Source organism: Curtobacterium sp. APC 4022 (assembly GCF_030407555.1).
Taxonomy (GTDB): Bacteria; Actinomycetota; Actinomycetes; order Actinomycetales; family Microbacteriaceae; genus Curtobacterium.
The window spans coordinates 1-17226 of record NZ_JASDDD010000067.1 but is presented as its reverse complement, the minus strand read 5'-3'; the positions used below and the strand labels follow the sequence as shown (position 1 = coordinate 17226).

Here is a 17226-nt window from a genome sequence, read left to right as displayed (position 1 = left end):
GTGAGTGACGGGTGGTGTGCCGGAGCGGGGCGGTCCGCGACGGAGTTCAGTCGACGGCTGGCGCCGTTCCCGGTCTCCCGCCGGTACGCCGACCTGCTCGACCAGGTCTCCGACGTCCCGCGGACCACCGCCCGCTGATCCCGGACGAGCACGACAGGTCGTCAGCGAGCCCGCGCACCGTCAGCGCAGGCGCCGGGCGACGCGCCGCAACACCGAACCGAGCCCCCGCTGCGGTGCCGCTCGTCGCTCGACGAGGAACCGCCATCCGTCACGGCGATCGGCCAGCGGCTGCAGGGGGTCCGCTGCGGGCAACGGCGGCAGGGGCATCCGTGCCGTCACGACCGGCAGCCGCACCCCGGACGGCTCGGAGACGACCTCCACGGTGTGGCGGCCGACAGCGAGGCCGTCCGCTCCGAGGTCGGCCTGCCACCGTCGACCGTCGTCATCGACCGTCACCGGCAGGCGGGCCTCGCCACCGGAGACGACGAGCGTCAAGCCGGGAGGCGCGGCCTGGCCCCGGAGCGGACCCCCGAGCCCGAGACCGGTGCCGGTCGGTTCGGCCCGATCGACGACCAGCGGCACCACGTGGCGGAGGCGCGACGCAACGACGAGGGCCTCCGGGCCTCCTGCCCGGATCGCGTCCGCCATGACGCCGACCAGACCCTCCCCGTCGTCGGGGAGCGGGAGCGCGCGCAGCCGCGGCAACCAGGCCCCGATGACGGCCGGTTCGACGTCGTCCGCGGCGTTGACCAGGGCCGGGAGCAGTCCGTCGGCCACCAGCGCGGCGACTGCGTCCGTGCTCGTGCGGTCTGCTCCGCCGAGCGTCGTCAGTGCATCGATCCAGGCCGCTGTCCGCTCAGTTGCGTCAGCGCTGCCGGAGCCGACGGCGAAGCGCACCGCTGCGGCCCAGCCGCCGTCCATGACCAGGTGCCAGAGCGCCCGACGCTGTGGAGCGACGTCCGCGAGCCCGCCGAGACCGATCGCCGCCACGAGCGGTGCCAGTGCCGCGGCGACGGCTGACGTCGCCGCGTCGTCCGGACGGCCGAGCAGGAAGCGGTGCAGATGAGCCCACCCGTCGGCGTCCAACACGACCTCGGCGTGCTGGCGTCGCAGCGCGGGGTCCTCGGCCACCAGCGTCGCGCACCGCAGCTCCTGCTCGAGGTACCGGATCGTCACCGCGGCGTCCGCTCGGAGTGAGAGCGACGTGCCGTCACCGCGGTCGCGGTAGAGGTAGACGCAGTCCTGCACGACGTCGACCCGTGAAGCTGCGGCGACGGCGCGCGTCATCGGTTCGATGTCCTCGAGGCTCGGCACCTCCGGGAAGCGGAGTCCGGCCCGGTCCCAGAACGAGCGGCGGAACACCCGGTTCCAGCAGGCTCGGCCAGCCAGGAGCGCCGGGGCTTCCCCCGGCGCGACCGAGCGTCGCGGGGCGTCGAAGAGCTGCCACCGAGCGGTCGGGCTCCAGGTCTCGGTCGGCGAGAACTTCAGGTGGTCGCCGACGACCATGTCCGAGCCGCTCGTCGAGATGGCGTCGAGCATCGCCCGGTACGCCCCGTCCGGAACGAGGTCGTCCGCGTCGGCGAAGACGAGGTACTCCCCCGTGGCGGCGTTAATGCCCTCGTTCCGGGCGGCTGCGGCGCTGCCTGCGCTCGAGCGCAGCAGGTGGATGCGCGGATCCCCGGCTGACACCGCTGCGACGAGCGCGGCGGTGTCGTCGGTCGAGCCGTTCTCGACGACGAGGACCTCCATGTCGTCGATGCCCTGGGCCAGGACCGTCTCGAGGAGGTCCGTGATCCAGGGGGCGCTGTCGTGTGCGGGGACGATGACGGACAGGGACATGGTAGACCTCCAGCTCGCCGTGACAGCGGGTCGCGGCGACGTCAGGGAGTGTGGTCGAGCGCTTCCATCGCTGCGACGACGCGCTCGCAGTTCGCACCGTCACGGAACGCGAACGTCTCGCGGACACGCTCTGCGTAGGGCGCTGCGTTCGTGAAACCAGCCGCCGCATGTGCTTCGAGCGCCGAGATCACGGCTGCCTCGTCCTGCTCGACCGGGCCGAAGCCGTGCCGCGTGAAGTCGAAGTAACCCTGACGGCCGACGTGCGTGCCGTCGAAGAAGGACGCGCGGTCGAACTGGAAGTAGACGAGCGGGATGTCGAGGTACGCCGCATCGAAAGCCAGCGACGAGTAGTCCGTCACGAACATCGCCGTCTTGGCGAGGACGTCCTGGACGTTGTCCCGAGAGAAGTCCAAGATGCGGACGTCGCTGGGGAGGTCGAATTCATCGAGGTAGGCGCGCATGTTCGGATGTGGCATGAATGCGAGTGTCTTGCCGTGCTGCGCGGCCAGATCCCGCAACGTGTCGGAAGCGAGGAGCGCGCGGTACCGCTTCGCGTACTCGCTGGAGCCGAAGTCCTTGATCGGGAGGCGCTTGTTCGAGCCCTCGACTCGTTCGCCGAGGAGACCCTGACGCCAGGTCGGCATCACCAGGATGAGATCACGGTCCTCGGCGTCGACTGCCTGCCGCCGACGGAGGAGTGCGTCGTGCCGGGGAAGGCCGGTGAGCACGACCTCGTGTGACGAGAACGAGTACGGCCCGTGTCCGGCGATGGCCTCGAACTCGGTGGGCGTGGTGGTGACGAAGACGTCGATCTTCTTCCAGCTCAACCACCGTGACAGGTCGTTGTGGATGACGCCGTGCTGGAGGAACGTGTACCGGAAGCGTGATCGGCCGTACCGACGTTGGTTCAACGGCTGCGTCACGTACGCGTCCGCGTGGGACGAGGCGAGGTGGTCGGCATGCAGCAGGAGCATCTTCCACTGCCAGCTGCCGTGGGCGACCAGGCGGAAGCCGTCAGCGTGCAACCGCGACCAATCAGCTGACCCCTCGCTCAGGACGAACCAGGCGTTGATGTCGGGCCGGTTGTCGCGCACCCAGCGGTACAGGTGCTCGGCGTTGTCGTTCGCGTCGGTGTCCCGGTCCATGAAGACCCAGGCGTGCTCGTAGCGGCTCCGGACGCGCGAGGTCTTGAGCGAGAACTCGAGGATCTCATCACTGATCACGCTCTTGCTGAAGTTCCTCCGCGTCTTCCGCCACGACTGACGCAACCGGCGCACGCCGTGCCGGACCGCATCGACGTCACCGGGAGCGAAGCGGTCGCGCACCTGGCGCCGGATCCCCATGATCGCCGGGTTGATCTGCCGGTTGGTGAGCCCTTCCGGGCCGGCAACCACGTCGCCGCGGGTCACCTGCATCAGGGTCCCGTCGAGGCGGATCTTCGTCCGCTGGCCCCGCTCGAACCACAGGTGACGCTCTCGGATGAGCGTCTGCCCGTAGAACGTGTAGTCGCGAACGGTCTCGTGCGTCGGCTCGACGACCAGGCCGTCGACCTCGAAGACCTCTTCGGGCAGCGGCCCGGAGAACCAGTAGGAGACCTTGACCTGCTGTCTGCCTTCGTCCACGTCGGACAACCGCACGTAGTCCTGTCGGATCGGCTCGCCCGAGTACCCGCGCAGCAGCGCCTGTCTGACCGCGAACTCGACGTGCATGAGGTCGAAGCTCCGGATCGCATCGTCAGCGATCAATGCACGGATCTCACCGACGAGTTCGTGGAAACGCGGCAGGACGTCCAACGGAGCAGCTGCGGAGAGCGACTGCACAGCGAGCTGCTCCTTGAAGTACCAGAACAGGTCGTACAACACGGTGTTCTCGACCCACCGGGGCACCGCGTCGTGGACGACCCCGGCCAGCCGGAGAACGTCGAGGTAGCCGTGTTCGAGCACGGCCGTGTACTTCTCGCGCATCCGGAAGCTCTTCTCGAGCAGCGACGAGCCGTCTCCACGGGTCCGGTACAGGTACTTCGCCGAGGCCATCAGTCCGGTCCGGTCGCTCCTCGACAGCAGCATGTACCGCGCGATGAAGTGTCCGTCTTCGAAGTTGGGTCGCACCCGGTCGTCGAACCGGAGGCCGTGCTCCTGGATGAGCGAACGACGCATGAAGGACGAGTTCACGCTGAGCTGGATGATCGGGTCCGCGTGCAGGTTGACGATGCGCGATCCCTTGCCGAACTTCCGGCGCTGCGGGTGGTTGTCGCGGATCTCGCCTGACTCGAGCAAACGCATCTGGTGCGCCGCGAGCAGGTTCACCGGTTCGTCTCGACTGCTGTCGCCGTAGAGAGCGATGAACTTGAAGACCTCGGTGAAGTACTGCTCGTCGAGGACGTCGTCGGGGTCGGTGAAGGTGATCCACTCCCCGACGGCGTGCTCGAGTCCGGCGTTGCGTGCCTCGGCGACCCAGCGGTTCTCCTGGGCGAGCACGACGACGTGGTGTTCGCGTCCTACCGCCCAGTCCCTGATGATCTGGTGGCCGCCGTCGGTGGAGCCGTCGTCGACGAAGACCAACTGGACGTTGGCGATGCCGATCGCCTGGGCGGCGAGGGAGTCGAGGAACGCAGGGAGGTAGCGCGCGACGTTGTAGGTGGCGATGACCGCGCTGACCAGGAACGCACTCCCCTGGTCATGGACCGCTGCGTCCTGCTGTCCGGTCGGTGTTGCGCTGTCGTCGGCTCCGTTGCCCATGTTCTCCACCATCAGACGGTCTTGTTGTACGCGGCCACGACGTCTTCCGTCTTGCCGATCTTCTGGAGCTCGCCCTCGTTCAGCCAGGCGACCTCGTCGCACATGTCCTTCACGGTCGCCATCGAGTGCGAGACGAGGATGACCGTGCGGCCCTCCGCCTTCATCTCCTTGAACTTCGTCCGACAGCGCTTCTGGAACGTCGCGTCCCCCACCGCCAGGACCTCGTCGACGACCAGGACGTCGGGCGTCACGGCGACGGCCACGGAGAACCCGAGTCGGACGTACATGCCCGACGAGTAGTTCTTCACCGGCTGGTCGATGAAGTGCCCGACGCCGGAGAACGACACGATCTCGTCGAACTTCCGGGTCACTTCCTTCCGGCTCATCCCGAGGATCGAGCCGTTCAGGAAGACGTTCTCGCGGCCGGAGAGCTCGGGGTGGAAGCCGGAGCCGACCTCGAGCAGCGAAGCCTGCTTGCCGCGGGCGGTGATGGAGCCCTGTTCGGGCCACAGGATCTTCGCCAGGCACTTCAGCAGGGTCGACTTGCCGGACCCGTTCTTGCCGATGAGTCCGAAGGTCGTGCCCTGCGGCACCTCGAACGAGACGTCCTTGAGCGCCCAGAAGTCCTCGTGCACGGACTTCTTGCCGCGCATGACCATGCTCTTCAGCGAGTCGTTGCGCTCGTGGTACATCCGGAAGCGCTTGGAGACGTTCTCGACGGTGACAGCAGCATCGTTCACAGGAGTTCGGCCAACTTCTTCTCGTTGCGGGAGAACACGACGTAGCCGATCGCGAGCGAGACGCACCCGGCGAGTGCGCACGCGACCAGGTCGCCCCATTCCGGCAGTCGGTTGTCGTACATCAGGTTCCGGAAGACCTCGGAGAAGCGCTCGATCGGGTTGAGCTTGTAGATCGTGATGATCCACGGGTGTCCGGCCTTGTCCGCGGCGTTCTGGACGAGCGACAGGGGGTAGATGATCGGCGACAGGTACATCCACATCTGCAGGCCGATGCCCACGAGGTGCTGCATGTCGCGGAAGTGCACGTTGACGATCGACAGCACGAGTCCGAGCCCGGCGGAGAACATCGCCAGGAAGACCATGGTGAGCGCGATGACCGGCAGGAACACGAACCACTTCGACCCGAAGATCGCCAGCGCGATGAGCAGGACGCCCATCTCGACGAGCCAGGTGAAACCGAAGGACCCGACGGCTGCGAGTGGCAGCGTCATCCGGGGGAAGTAGACCTTCTTGATGAGCGACCCGTTGGCGACGATCGAGGTCATCCCGGCGTTGATCACGTTGCGGGCGAAGATCCACGGCAGCAGTCCGCACATCAGCCAGAGCGGGTAGATCTGCAGGCCGCTCGGGTCGCCGACCTCGAGCCGGGCCCGGAAGATGAACGAGTACACGATCGTGTAGATCAGCATCGTCGCGAGCGGGTTGATCAGCGACCACAGCTGCCCGAACACGGTGCGGCGGTACTTGCCCTTGACCTCGCGTGCGGTGAGGTTGGCCAGCAGTTCGCGCGACGCCATCAGGTCGTTGAAGTACGTCATGCTGCGGTTGCTGACTCCTCCGGGGCGCAGCGGAGCGCTCCTGGTGCAGGGTTCGGGGACGAGACATTCTCGCACAGTGCTGCGCACGACCGGCTCGCGCCGGAACCGCAAGGCCGACTGGATGGCGAGCAGGTGCATTGCTGAACAACTTTCGATGAATCAAGTAGTGTCGACAGGTGCTCGTCAGCTTCGCCAACCACTCCACCGCCCCGGCGAACCTGGGTGGCGCAGAGCGTTCCCTCCTCCGTTTCGTGGAGGACTGGGCGGCGATCGACCCGGAGTTCACCCCGCACTTCGTCACGAAGGCCCCCCGCGGCAAGTTCATCGAGGCGCTCGAGGAACGCGGCCTGCAGTACGACGCGTTCCGGTTCCGCGGCTGGGCGCTGCCGAGCCCGCAGCCGGCTCCGGCAGCGGAACGCGCCGCCTTCGGGACGGTCGACTACGCCGCGGTGAACGCGATCATCCGGCTCTACGAGCGGAAGCGACCGGACCTCGTCGTCGTCAACACCGTCGTCGCGCCGTGGGCGTCCTTCGCCGCCGCCGTGCTCGGGATCCCCCAGGCGTGGTTCGTCCGCGAGTACGGCGACCTCGACCACGGCCTGCACTTCCAGACCGGACGCGCCGCGACCCTCGGTGACATCGGTCTGCTCGCCAGCGCGGTGGTCACGAACTCCGGCGCGATGCGCGACCACCTCGCGCAGTACATGCCCGCCGACGAGATCTCGATCGCCTACCCGTCCGTCGACGTCGCTCGACTGCAAGCGACCCGCGGCCACACCCCCGCCGTCCCGCCGTTCCCCCAGGACGACCCGGGCCTCCGGATCACCGTCGTCGGCCGGGTCGAGGCCTCGAAGGGCCAGCAGCGGGTCATCGACGCGCTCGGGCTGCTCCGCGACCGTGGCGTCACCGCGAGCGTCTGCTTCGTCGGCAGCTGGAAGCACCCGGGCGAGGACCAGCGTCTGACGGACCGTGCCCGTGCGCTCGGCGTCGCCGACCACGTCGTCTTCACCGGCGAGCAGACCACGCCCGCCCCGTACATCGACGCCGCTGACGTGTGCGTCACCGCGTCGACGATCGAGGCCTTCGGGCGCACCACCGCCGAGTACATGGCCCTCGGCAAGCCCGTCGTCGCCACACGTGAGGGCGGCAGCGCCGAACTCGTCGACCCCGGCGTCACCGGTCACCTCGTCGACGCCGACGACACCGCCGCTCTCGCGGACGCGCTGGCGGCCTACGCGGCCGATCCCGACACGGCCAGGAGGCACGGTGCGGCCGCCCCGGACCGGCTCGCGTCCGTCACCGGTGCCGGTCACGACAACGCCGCCGCGATCGCGCGACTCACCGCGCTGGTGGGGACGGAGGGCTACCGGCTCCCGCAGATGGCCCGCTACTGGTTCGAACTCCCCGGTGCGTACGCGTCCCTCGGGGCGACGAGCGCCCGCGCCGCCGCCGGCCTGCTGGCCTCCCGTCTGCGCAGCCGGACCGGGGCCGTCGGACGGCTGCTGGCCCGACCGGGTGCGGCGCTCCGGAAGGTCACCGGCCGATGAACGACGCCCGCCGCCCGGTGACGATCGTCGTCCCGGTCTACGACGACCTGCCCGGCCTGGAACGCTGCATCGAGGCACTGCTCGACACGGTCGACTTCGACCGCGACCGTGTGCTGCTCGCGAACGACGTCGGCCCGAACGTCGACGCCGTCGAACGGCGCCTGCTGGAGCTCGTCGGCGACCACCCGGGGTTCGAGTACGTCCGCAACGACCGGAACCTCGGCTTCGTCGGCAACTGCAACCGCGCCGTGCTGGAACTCGACCAGACCGGCAACGACGTCCTGCTGCTCAACAGCGACACCGTCCCGATGCCCGGGTTCCTCGACGAGATGACCGCCGTGCTCGGCTCCGACGACACGATCGGCGTCGTCTGCGCGCGGAGCGACAACGCGACCATCGCCTCCTACCCGTTCGCGCGACGCAACCCCCGGTCGACGATCGCCCCGCGGCGCACCCGGGAACTCCACGGCCGGACGAAGTACCTGCTGCCCCGGTGGACGGTCGCCCCCGTCGCGATGGGGTTCTGCTTCCTCATCCGCCGCGAGATGGTCGAGCGTTTCGGGCTCTTCGACGAGGTGTTCTCCCCCGGCTACGGCGAAGAGAACGACTTCTGCCTCCGCATCAACGAGCACGGCTTCACCGCGGTGCTCGCGAACCGCGCACTCGTCCTGCACGCCGGGTCGACGAGCTTCAGCGGCGACCGCGGCCCGTCGCTCCGCCTCGAACACGAGCGGGTCCTGCTCGAGCGGTACCCGTTCTACGCCGGCGCGCTCGCGCTGTTCCTGGCCCGGTACCGTGACGCCGTCGACGTCTTCGCCGACACCTTCCTGCCCGACGACGAGGTCGTCCGAGCCGCGTTGCACGTCCCCCTGGACCTGTCCGACGAGGTGCTCGCGCGCATCCGGGACGTCCTCGCCGCCGCCCCCGACCACGTGGTCATCACCGTCGTCGTGTCGTCGAAGCAGATCCGTCGTGCACGGCAGGAACTGCCCGGCGCGGCGATCGCGGTCGGCGGCCGCCCTCGCCAGGTCTTCGACATCGCGGTCGCGCTCGGCGCGCTGACGACGTTCGCCCAGCTCTCCGCGTTGAACGCGAACGCGCCCCGGTGGCTCCTCGTGGACCCGGTGGCGCAGGACGTCCGGTGGGCGCACGCGGTCGAGAACCACCGTGCCTCGGCCCTCGACCGGCTGCTCCGCCGGTACGAGAACCGCAGCACCACCTGGACCGGTGGGGCTGACCTGGTCCGGCTCGTCGAGGTCGTCGCCGAGACCGAGATCGACCCGTCGGCCCTCCGTGCGCGCTGGCAGGCGGTGACCGACATCGCCGAAGCCACCGGTCTGCTCGTACACCGCTCGACGGTGTCGTTCCGTCGGCTCACCGCGCTCTCCCTCGGCGCCCGCAACCCGCGGATCGTGGCCCGGATCCGCGCGATCACGGGTCGCGGTGCGTGACACCGCCGACCGGAGGCCGCGGGGCACGCTGACCGCGTCCCGACCCGTCCGCCTGGGCGCCCTCGTCGTCCTCGCCGTGTGGGCCCTCCACCAGACGTTCTGGAACCTGCTCGGCCACAACGTCCACGGCGACGAGTCGATCTACGTCCGTGCCGGCTGGGCGTACCTCCACGGCGACTTCTCGGCCAACCGCGAGCACCCGCCGACCGCGAAGTACCTGTTCGGGGCCGCGCAGGTCCTGTTCGGCCAGGGGGTGCTCGGTCCGCGCATCGTCGTGGGGGTCCTCGTCGTCGCGGTCGGCGTGACGCTGTTCTGGTGGCTCCGCCGCGAGGTCGGGTTCTGGACGGGCGTGCTCGTCGCGGCGATGTGGCTCCTGACCCCACGCGGCTTCCTGGGCACCCGGGTGGACCGGTACGCCCTGCTCGACCCGGTGATGATCGCGTTCGCGGTCCTCGCCCTCGCGGCGGCGTGGGCGTGGACCAGGACGGACCGGTCCTGGCTCGCGCCGGTGTCGGGTGCGCTCTTCGCGATGTCGGTGACCTCGAAGGTGTCCACCGTCGTGCTGCTGCCGGCGTTCCTGCTGCTGCCGCTGCTCTTCCGTCGCGCACGCTCTCTCCTGGCCGGCGGCGGCCTGTGGGCGATCGCGTTCGTCCTGGTCACGGTGGCCCTGTACGCGCCGATGGGCATCCGCTCCGCGATCACGACCATGGTCACGTTCCAGGCCGGCCAGAACGAGCACGGACACCCGATCAGCATCGCGGGCCGGATCCACACCTTCGCGCCGTGGTGGGCGGACGCCTGGTTCCTGTGGTCGGGGGTCGGCGCGGTCACCACCGTCGTGTTCGTCGTCGGGCTGATCGCAGCCCTCGTGCTCCGGCCCGGCAGGCTCGTGGCGTACCTCGGGACGGCGCTCGGCCTGCTCGTCCTCTTCTACGCGTTCGTCGCCCACATCGCTCTCGCGAACTACTACGCCGCCTGGATGCCGCTGCTCATCGCACTCGCGGCGATCGGCATCAGCCGCCTGGCCACCGTCCTGCCGTCGCCCGTCGGCGGCGTCGTGGCGGCAGTCCTGGTGGTCGCCCTCGTGGTCCCGGCGGTCGGGGAGAGCGTCACGATCGCCCGCACGCACCCGAGCGGCATCGCGCGTGTCGACCAGTGGCTCGACGACCACGGGCACGCTGCGGGCAGCGTGCTGTTCGTCGCCGCCACCCCGACGCTCACGGAACCGTACTTCGCAGGCCGCGGGTCGATGGAACCCGACGACGGCCCGTTCGCCGCCGTGGTGGTCGGCGACGATCGACGGTTCCCACCGAGCGCCGAGGTCCGCGCCTTCCTCCGGTCCGACGCCGACCAGCTCGAGCGCACCGAGGTCGACGGCTTCACCGTGTGGATCCCCCGCACGGGCAGCGTCGCGGAGCGCGCCGGCCGACTCACCGTCGTCCCCTGAGGTCGCCGGACCCACCACCGCCGCGGCGCCACGACCGCAACCCGGCCGCACCGGACGCGGGCCCGTCAGGACGCGGGCCAGTCAGGACGGGAGGCCCGTGGCGGACCCGCCACGGGCCTCCCGTCCGTCCTGACCGGACGCCCCGACCCCGCGCCTTGGGCCTGCGCCGACGCTAGACCAGGCAGCGCGGCCCGAGCAGGCTCTTCAGCTCCCCGAACAGGTCCGGCGTCAGGTTCACCGGGAACGGCAGCTCGAAGGTGCGCGCGACGTCCTCCTTGAGGAGCTTCAACCGCACCTCGGTGTCCCCCTGGTGCCGACCGAGGACGGCCGCCAGCTCGGTCACCGTCTGCGTGGTCGCCTGCCGTTCGGGCAGCGACAGCGTCAGCGGGCCGGAGCCCATCGCGTCGCCGACGTTCGGCTGGAACATGCTCACCGCGTGCAGTGCCTTGCCGTCGTCGCGGACGTTGACCCGGCCGCGCAGGACGACGATCGAGTCCGGCACGAGTGACGGCCCGAACTCCTGGTACGTCTTGCCGAGGAACATCACGCCGATCTGGCCGCCGAAGTCCTCGATGTCGACGATGCCGTAGGGGTTGCCGCTCGTCTTCGCCACCCGGTGCTGCACGCTGGTCAGCAGGCCGGCGACGGTGACGGTCTCCCCCTCGATCGAGTCGTCGGCGGCGAGCAGGTCAGCGATGGTTACCGACTGGTGCTTCGCCAGTTCGATCTCGAGCCCGGCCAGCGGGTGGTCGGAGACGTAGAGCCCGAGCATGTCCCGCTCGAACGCCAGCTTGTCGCGCTTGGACCACTCCGGGCGCTCCGGCACCTGCGACACCGTCAGGGACGCGGGGTGCTCCTCGGCGACCTCGGCGAACAGCGAGTCGAAGTCGAAGCCGACGTTGCCGTGGGCCTCGTCACGCTTCACCTTCACGGCCGCTTCGACCGAGCCCTCGTGGATCTCGACGAGCGCCCGGCGGCTGTCGCCGAACTCGTCGAAGGCACCGGCCTTGATCAGCGACTCGACGGTCCGCTTGTTCGCCGACGAGATCGGGATCTTGCGGAGGAAGTCGTGGAACGACTCGAACGCGCCCTTCTCCTTGCGGGCGGCAACGATGTCGTCGACGACGTTGAAGCCGACGTTGCGGATCGCACCCATGCCGAAGCGGATGTCGTCCCCGACGGCCGCGAAGAACCCGATCGACTCGTTGACGTCCGGCGGCATGACCTTGATGCCCATCCGGCGGCACTCGTTGAGGTACAGCGCCAGCTTGTCGCGGGCGTCGCCGACGCTGGTGAGCAGTGCGGCCATGTACTCGGCCGGGTAGTGGGCCTTCAGGTACGCGGTCCAGAACGACACCACGCCGTACGCGGCGGAGTGCGCCTTGTTGAACGCGTAGTCGGAGAACGGCAGCAGGATGTCCCACAGCGTCTTGATCGCCGCTTCGCCGTAGCCGTTGTCGATCATGCCCTGGTGGAAGCCCGCGTACTGCTTGTCCAGCTCGGACTTCTTCTTCTTGCCCATCGCGCGGCGGAGGATGTCCGCCTGGCCGAGCGAGAAGCCGGCGACCTTCTGCGCGATCGCCATCACCTGCTCCTGGTAGATGATCAGGCCGTAGGTGCCGCCGAGGATCTCGGCCAGGGGCTCTTCGAGCTGCGGGTGGATCGGCGTGATCGCCTGCTCGCCGTTCTTGCGGAGCGCGTAGTTCGTGTGCGAGTTCGCACCCATGGGCCCCGGGCGGTACAGGGCGATGAGCGCGGAGATGTCCTCGAAGTTGTCGGGCTTCATCAGGCGGAGCAGCCCGCGCATCGGCCCACCGTCGAGCTGGAAGACGCCGAGGGTGTCACCGCGCTGCAGCAGCGCGTACGCCTCGGGGTCCTCGAGCCCCATGTGCTCGAGGTCCAGGTCGATGCCGCGGTTGGTCTTGATGTTGTCGAGGGCGTCACTGATGATCGTGAGGTTGCGGAGCCCCAGGAAGTCCATCTTGATCAGGCCGAGCGACTCCGCTGCCGGGTAGTCGAACTGCGTGACGATCTGGCCGTCCTGCTCCCGCTTCATGATCGGGATGATGTCGATCAGCGGGTCGCTCGACATGATGACGCCGGCGGCGTGGACGCCCCACTGGCGCTTCAGCCCCTCGAGGCCGAGGGCAGTGTCGAACACCGTCTTCGCCTCGGGGTCGGTCTCGACGACGGTGCGGACGTCGACGGCTTCCTTGTACCGCGGGTGGTCCTTGTCGAAGATCCCGGTGAGCGGGATGTCCTTGCCCATCACGGGTGGCGGCATCGCCTTGGTGAGCTTCTCGCCCATGCCGAAGGGGAAGCCGAGGACGCGCGAAGAGTCCTTCAGCGCCTGCTTCGCCTTGATCGTGCCGTAGGTGACGATCTGGGCGACGCGCTCGGAGCCGTACTTCTCGGTGACGTACTTGATCGCCTCACCGCGGCGCCGGTCGTCGAAGTCGACGTCGAAGTCGGGCATCGAGACGCGGTCCGGGTTGAGGAAGCGCTCGAAGATCAGGCCGTGCCGGATCGGGTCCAGGTCGGTGATGCGCATCGCGTAGGCCACCATCGAACCGGCACCGGAACCACGGCCGGGTCCGACCCGGATGCCGTTGTTCTTGGACCAGTTGATGAAGTCCGCGACGACCAGGAAGTAGCCCGGGAAACCCATCTGGTTGATGATGCCGACCTCGTAGTCGGCGCGCTCCTGGACCTCCTTCGAGATGCCGTCCGGGTACCGGTAGTCCAGTCCCTTCGCCACTTCCTTCTCGAACCAGGAGTGCTCGGTCTCCCCTTCGGGCACCGGGAACTTCGGCATGTAGTTGGCCGCGGTGTCGAACTCGACGTTGCACCGCTCGGCGATGAGCAGCGTGTTGTCGCAGGCGTCGAGGTTGTCGCGGAAGACGTGCCGCATCTGGGCCGGGGTCTTCAGGTAGAACTCGTCGGCGTCGAACTTGAAGCGGTTCGGGTCGTTCAGCGTCGAGCCGGACTGCACGCAGAGCAGGGCCGCGTGCGAGGTGGCGTCGTGGGCGTGCGTGTAGTGCAGGTCGTTCGTGCCGACGAGCGGGATGTCGAGGTCCTTGGCGAGCCGGATCAGGTCGCTCATGATACGGCGCTCGATCTCGAGCCCGTGGTCCATCACCTCGGCGAAGTAGTTCTCCTTGCCGAAGATGTCGCGGTAGTCGGCGGCGGCCTGCACGGCTTCGTCGTACTGCCCGAGGCGCAGGCGCGTCTGGATCTCGCCCGAGGGGCAGCCGGTCGTCGCGATGATGCCCTGGTGGTACTCCTGCAGCAGTTCGATGTCCATGCGGGGCTTGAAGTAGTAGCCCTCGATCGACGCCCGCGACGACAAGCGGAACAGGTTGTGCATGCCGGTCGTGTTCTCGGCGAACATCGTCATGTGCGTGTACGCGCCGGAGCCGGACACGTCGTCGCCGCCGCCGTCGCCCCAGCGCACACGGGTCTTGTCGGTGCGGTGCGTGCGGGGCGTGATGTACGCCTCGGTCCCGATGATCGGCTTGACCCCGCCGGCCTTCGCGGTCTTCCAGAACTCGTAGGCGCCGAACATGTTGCCGTGGTCCGTCACCGCCACGGCCGGCATGCCCTGCGCGGCGGTCTCCGCCACGAGGTCGGAGAGCCTGGCGGCACCGTCGAGCATCGAGTACTCGCTGTGCACGTGCAGGTGGACGAAGGAGTCGGAATCCGACACGGAACCTCCGGTTCGTACGGTCTGCGGTGGGGTGTGGACAGCCTAACTGCGACCCACGACGATCCCGAGCGTGTCGGCCGGACCTCCGGCGTGGCCGCTCGGCGCGCCGTTCCTCAGGCCGCGCGGATGCGGTCGAGCGCGAGCTGCAGGTCGTCCGGGTAGGACGCCTGGAACTCGACCCACTCCCCCGTGCGCGGGTGCGCGAAGCCGAGTCGGACCGCGTCGAGCCACTGCCGGGTCAGTCCGAGTTCCTCGGCGAGCACCGGGTCCGCGCCGTACATCGTGTCGCCGACCAGCGGGTGCCGGGTCGCCGCCATGTGCACGCGGATCTGGTGGGTGCGCCCGGTCTCCAGGTGCACTTCGAGCAGCGTCGCGGACCGGAAGGCCTCGAGCGTCGCGTAGTGGGTGACGCTCGGCTTGCCGTCGGCCGTCACCGCGAACTTCCAGTCGCTCGAGGGGTGGCGACCGATCGGGGCGTCGACGGTACCGGAGCTCGGGTCGGGGTGCCCCTGCGCGAGCGCGTGGTAGACCTTCTCGACCGTGCGCTCCTTGAACGCCCGCTTGAGGTGCGTGTAGGCCAGCTCGGTCTTCGCCACGACCATCAGGCCGGAGGTCCCGACGTCCAGTCGGTGCACGATGCCGGCACGTTCGGCCGCACCGGAGGTCGCGATCGTGAAGCCGGCGGCGGCGAGGCCTCCGGGTACGGTCGGTCCGTCCCAGCCGGGCGACGGGTGTGCGGCGACCCCGACGGGCTTGTCCACGACGACGATGTCCTCGTCGTCGTGCACGACCGTCATGCCGGGGACCTCCACCGGGATGATCCGTGGGGCTTCCTTCGGGGTCCACTCGACCTCGAGCCACGCGTCGGCGTGCAGGCGGTCGGACTTCTCGGCGACGACGCCGTCGACCCGGACACCGCCGGCGGCGACCACGTCGGCCGCGAACGAGCGGCTGAACCCGAGCAGCTTGGCGATGGCGGCGTCGACACGCTCACCGGCGAGCCCGTCCGGGACGGGCAGTTGACGCTGCTCGCTCACGTCGCGTCGTGCCCGAGGGCGCCGTCGGCGGCGGGCCGGGAGGCGCGTTCCGCGTCCGTCCCGTCGGTGGCGGTCCCCGACTCGGGGGCGGCAGCATCGGTCGCACTGGCCTCGGCCATCGCGCGCTGCTGCTTCTCGGAGACGGCACGCGTGCCGTCGAGGTTCACCCCGAGGATCACGAGCAACACGAACACGACCATGCTGACGCAGATGAACGAGTCGGCCACGTTGTAGATCGCCGGCATCATCCACGGCGTCGAGATGAAGTCCACGACGTGTCCGCGCCCGAAGCCCGGTTCACGGAACAACCGGTCGGACAGGTTGCCGAGCGCGCCGCCCAGCAGCATGCCGAGGACGATCGCCCACCACATCGACCGGATGCGCCGTGCGTAGACGACGATCGCGACGACGACCGCGGCCGAGATGAGCGAGAAGACCCAGGTCATGTTCACCGCGAAGGAGAACGCGGCACCGGGGTTCCGGACGGACAGGAACTGCAGCGCGTTGCCGAGCACCGGGACGACGACGCCCTCGGGCAACTTCGCGACGACGAGCGCCTTCGTGACCTGGTCGAGCGTCACCACCACGACAGCGGCGAAGGCCAGTGCCGCGATAGCGCGTGCACTGACCTTCGCTCGTGGGACGGGTCGGTCCAACGTCAGTTGCCGAAGCCCTGCGCCGAGGCCGGGGCCGGCGCGAAGCCGGACTGCTCGGTGCTGGCAGACGAGTCGAGCTCGGAGAGCTGGCTCTGGATGTAGCTCTTGAGCTGCGCACGGTAGTCGCGCTCGAACGTGCGGAGCTCGTCGATCTTGCCCTCGAGCTGCGTGCGCTCCTGGTCGAGCACCGCGACGCGCTGGCGGTTCTGGTTCTCGGTGTCGGCGAGGACCTGGCGCTGCTTGGCCTCGGCCTCGGACACGAGACGGGCGGCCTGGGCCTGGCCCTCGGCGATGAGTGCATCGCGCTTCTCGACGCCTTCGCGGACGTGCTCCTCGTGGAGACGACGTGCGAGCGTCAGGAGGTTCGTGGTGCCTTCGGTGTCGTCGTCCGGGTTCACCGTGGTGGCCGGAGCGGCAGCGGCGACCGGTGCGGGCTCAGGAGCGGCGGCGACCGGGGCCGGCTCGGGGGTCGGGGCCGGTGCGGGCTCGTCCGTCTTGGCGAGCGACGGCGCCGAGTCGGCCGACTCGAGGCGCTGACGGAGCTCGTCGTTCTCCTGGTTCAGGCGACGCAGCTCGGCCACGATCTCGTCGAGGAAGTCGTCGACCTCGTCCTGGTCGTAGCCCTCGCGGAACTTGGTCGGCTGGAACCGCTTGTTGACTACGTCTTCCGGCGTCAAAGCCATTGCCGTCACCTCAATAGAACTGCTGAACGTGTGGAACCGGGGGCCCTGCTGGACCGTCCGAGCTGAACGTACCAGCCGGGGTCCCGGTGCGGATGTCCCGCCAGGGCAGGACATCGATCCCGACCACCGTACACCGAGGGCGGCTCCGAACCGTGTCGGAGGCCCGCGTGGCGCGTGTCGTGGCCGTGCCGACCGGGGTGCCCGGACGGCCGAGGGATCAGATGAAGCGGAATGCCAACGAGTTGACGACGACGCGCAGGATGATCACGACGAGCATCACGATCGTCCAGCCGAAGTCCAGGGCGACGGGTCCGAGCCGGAGCGGCGGGAGGACACGTCGCACCGCCTTGATCGGCGGGTCGGTGATCGTGTAGACGAACTCCGCCACCACGAGCAGCGCACGCTGCGGACGCCAGGAGCGGTTGAACGCCTGGACCATGTCGAGGATGAAACGCCCCCACATCACGAAGAAGTAGAGCGTGAGGAGGAAGGAGAGGATCGTGAAGATGAACACGGTTCGGCTCGCTCGTCTCATGTGACCGGTGCCAACCGGCCCCGGTCACA

General features: G+C 69.0%; 12 protein-coding genes. 3 read left to right on the top strand and 9 right to left on the bottom strand.

What is annotated here, in order from left to right:
• Positions 1-180 precede the first annotated feature (180 nt).
• The 4 genes from QL987_RS15395 to QL987_RS15380 are packed head-to-tail and all read right to left on the bottom strand — an operon-like array spanning position 181 to position 6135.
• Positions 181-1839 carry a glycosyltransferase family 2 protein gene (locus tag QL987_RS15395; RefSeq protein WP_290158486.1) on the bottom strand — a complete coding sequence of 553 codons (1659 nt, stop codon included), beginning with the start codon at positions 1837-1839 and terminating at the stop codon, positions 181-183.
• A gap of 41 nt (positions 1840-1880) precedes the next feature.
• Entirely contained in the window at positions 1881-4589 is a 2709-nt protein-coding gene (locus QL987_RS15390; RefSeq protein WP_290158484.1) for a CDP-glycerol glycerophosphotransferase family protein, read from the bottom strand.
• Positions 4589-5317: an ABC transporter ATP-binding protein gene (locus QL987_RS15385; RefSeq protein ID WP_220039211.1), complete on the bottom strand. Its 729-nt coding sequence runs from the start codon at positions 5315-5317 to the stop codon at positions 4589-4591. Before QL987_RS15385 ends, QL987_RS15390 begins: the two co-directional genes overlap by 1 nt.
• The gene (locus QL987_RS15380) at positions 5314-6135 is read right to left on the bottom strand and encodes an ABC transporter permease (RefSeq protein ID WP_221850030.1); all 822 of its coding nucleotides are present in this window, start codon (positions 6133-6135) and stop codon (positions 5314-5316) included. Before QL987_RS15380 ends, QL987_RS15385 begins: the two co-directional genes overlap by 4 nt.
• A 176-nt stretch (positions 6136-6311) precedes the next feature.
• Here QL987_RS15380 and QL987_RS15375 point away from each other — a divergent pair, with 176 nt between their 5' ends.
• The 3 genes from QL987_RS15375 to QL987_RS15365 are packed head-to-tail and all read left to right on the top strand — an operon-like array spanning position 6312 to position 10580.
• Positions 6312-7682 (top strand): glycosyltransferase, encoded by a 1371-nt coding sequence (locus tag QL987_RS15375; protein ID WP_290158480.1) that lies wholly within the window; start codon positions 6312-6314, stop codon positions 7680-7682.
• Positions 7679-9133 carry a glycosyltransferase family 2 protein gene (locus QL987_RS15370; protein WP_290158479.1) on the top strand — a complete coding sequence of 485 codons (1455 nt, stop codon included), beginning with the start codon at positions 7679-7681 and terminating at the stop codon, positions 9131-9133. The genes QL987_RS15375 and QL987_RS15370 overlap by 4 nt, the downstream gene beginning before the upstream one ends.
• Positions 9126-10580, top strand: coding sequence for a glycosyltransferase family 39 protein (locus QL987_RS15365; RefSeq protein ID WP_290158478.1), 1455 nt, complete (start codon positions 9126-9128; stop codon positions 10578-10580). Before QL987_RS15370 ends, QL987_RS15365 begins: the two co-directional genes overlap by 8 nt.
• Before the next feature lie 172 nt (positions 10581-10752).
• Here the strand turns inward: QL987_RS15365 and dnaE are convergent, their stop codons facing one another.
• The 5 genes from dnaE to QL987_RS15340 all read right to left on the bottom strand — a co-directional run bounded on the left by dnaE (position 10753) and on the right by QL987_RS15340 (position 17176).
• Complete coding sequence (dnaE, locus tag QL987_RS15360) at positions 10753-14286, bottom strand: DNA polymerase III subunit alpha (RefSeq protein ID WP_111075085.1); 3534 nt, start codon at positions 14284-14286, stop codon at positions 10753-10755.
• A 113-nt stretch (positions 14287-14399) separates the two neighbouring features.
• The gene (locus QL987_RS15355; RefSeq protein ID WP_290158477.1) at positions 14400-15323 is read right to left on the bottom strand and encodes an RluA family pseudouridine synthase; all 924 of its coding nucleotides are present in this window, start codon (positions 15321-15323) and stop codon (positions 14400-14402) included.
• Positions 15320-15979 (bottom strand): signal peptidase II, encoded by a 660-nt coding sequence (lspA, locus tag QL987_RS15350; RefSeq protein ID WP_290158475.1) that lies wholly within the window; start codon positions 15977-15979, stop codon positions 15320-15322. Before lspA ends, QL987_RS15355 begins: the two co-directional genes overlap by 4 nt.
• Positions 15980-15981: 2 nt before the next feature.
• Positions 15982-16662, bottom strand: coding sequence for a DivIVA domain-containing protein (locus QL987_RS15345; RefSeq protein WP_111075083.1), 681 nt, complete (start codon positions 16660-16662; stop codon positions 15982-15984).
• Positions 16663-16879: 217 nt separating this feature from the next.
• Positions 16880-17176: a YggT family protein gene (locus QL987_RS15340; protein WP_258376718.1), complete on the bottom strand. Its 297-nt coding sequence runs from the start codon at positions 17174-17176 to the stop codon at positions 16880-16882.
• Positions 17177-17226 lie beyond the last annotated feature (50 nt).

Excerpts from the sequence above, each read along its gene's own strand:
- QL987_RS15345 (WP_111075083.1), bottom strand. The coding sequence starts at position 16,662 with ATGGCTTTGACGCCGGAAGACGTAGTCAACAAGCGGTTCCAGCCGACC.
- QL987_RS15395 (WP_290158486.1), bottom strand. The coding sequence starts at position 1,839 with ATGTCCCTGTCCGTCATCGTCCCCGCACACGACAGCGCCCCCTGGATC.
- QL987_RS15380 (WP_221850030.1), bottom strand. The coding sequence starts at position 6,135 with ATGACGTACTTCAACGACCTGATGGCGTCGCGCGAACTGCTGGCCAAC.
- QL987_RS15370 (WP_290158479.1), top strand. The coding sequence starts at position 7,679 with ATGAACGACGCCCGCCGCCCGGTGACGATCGTCGTCCCGGTCTACGAC.
- QL987_RS15390 (WP_290158484.1), bottom strand. The coding sequence starts at position 4,589 with ATGGTGGAGAACATGGGCAACGGAGCCGACGACAGCGCAACACCGACC.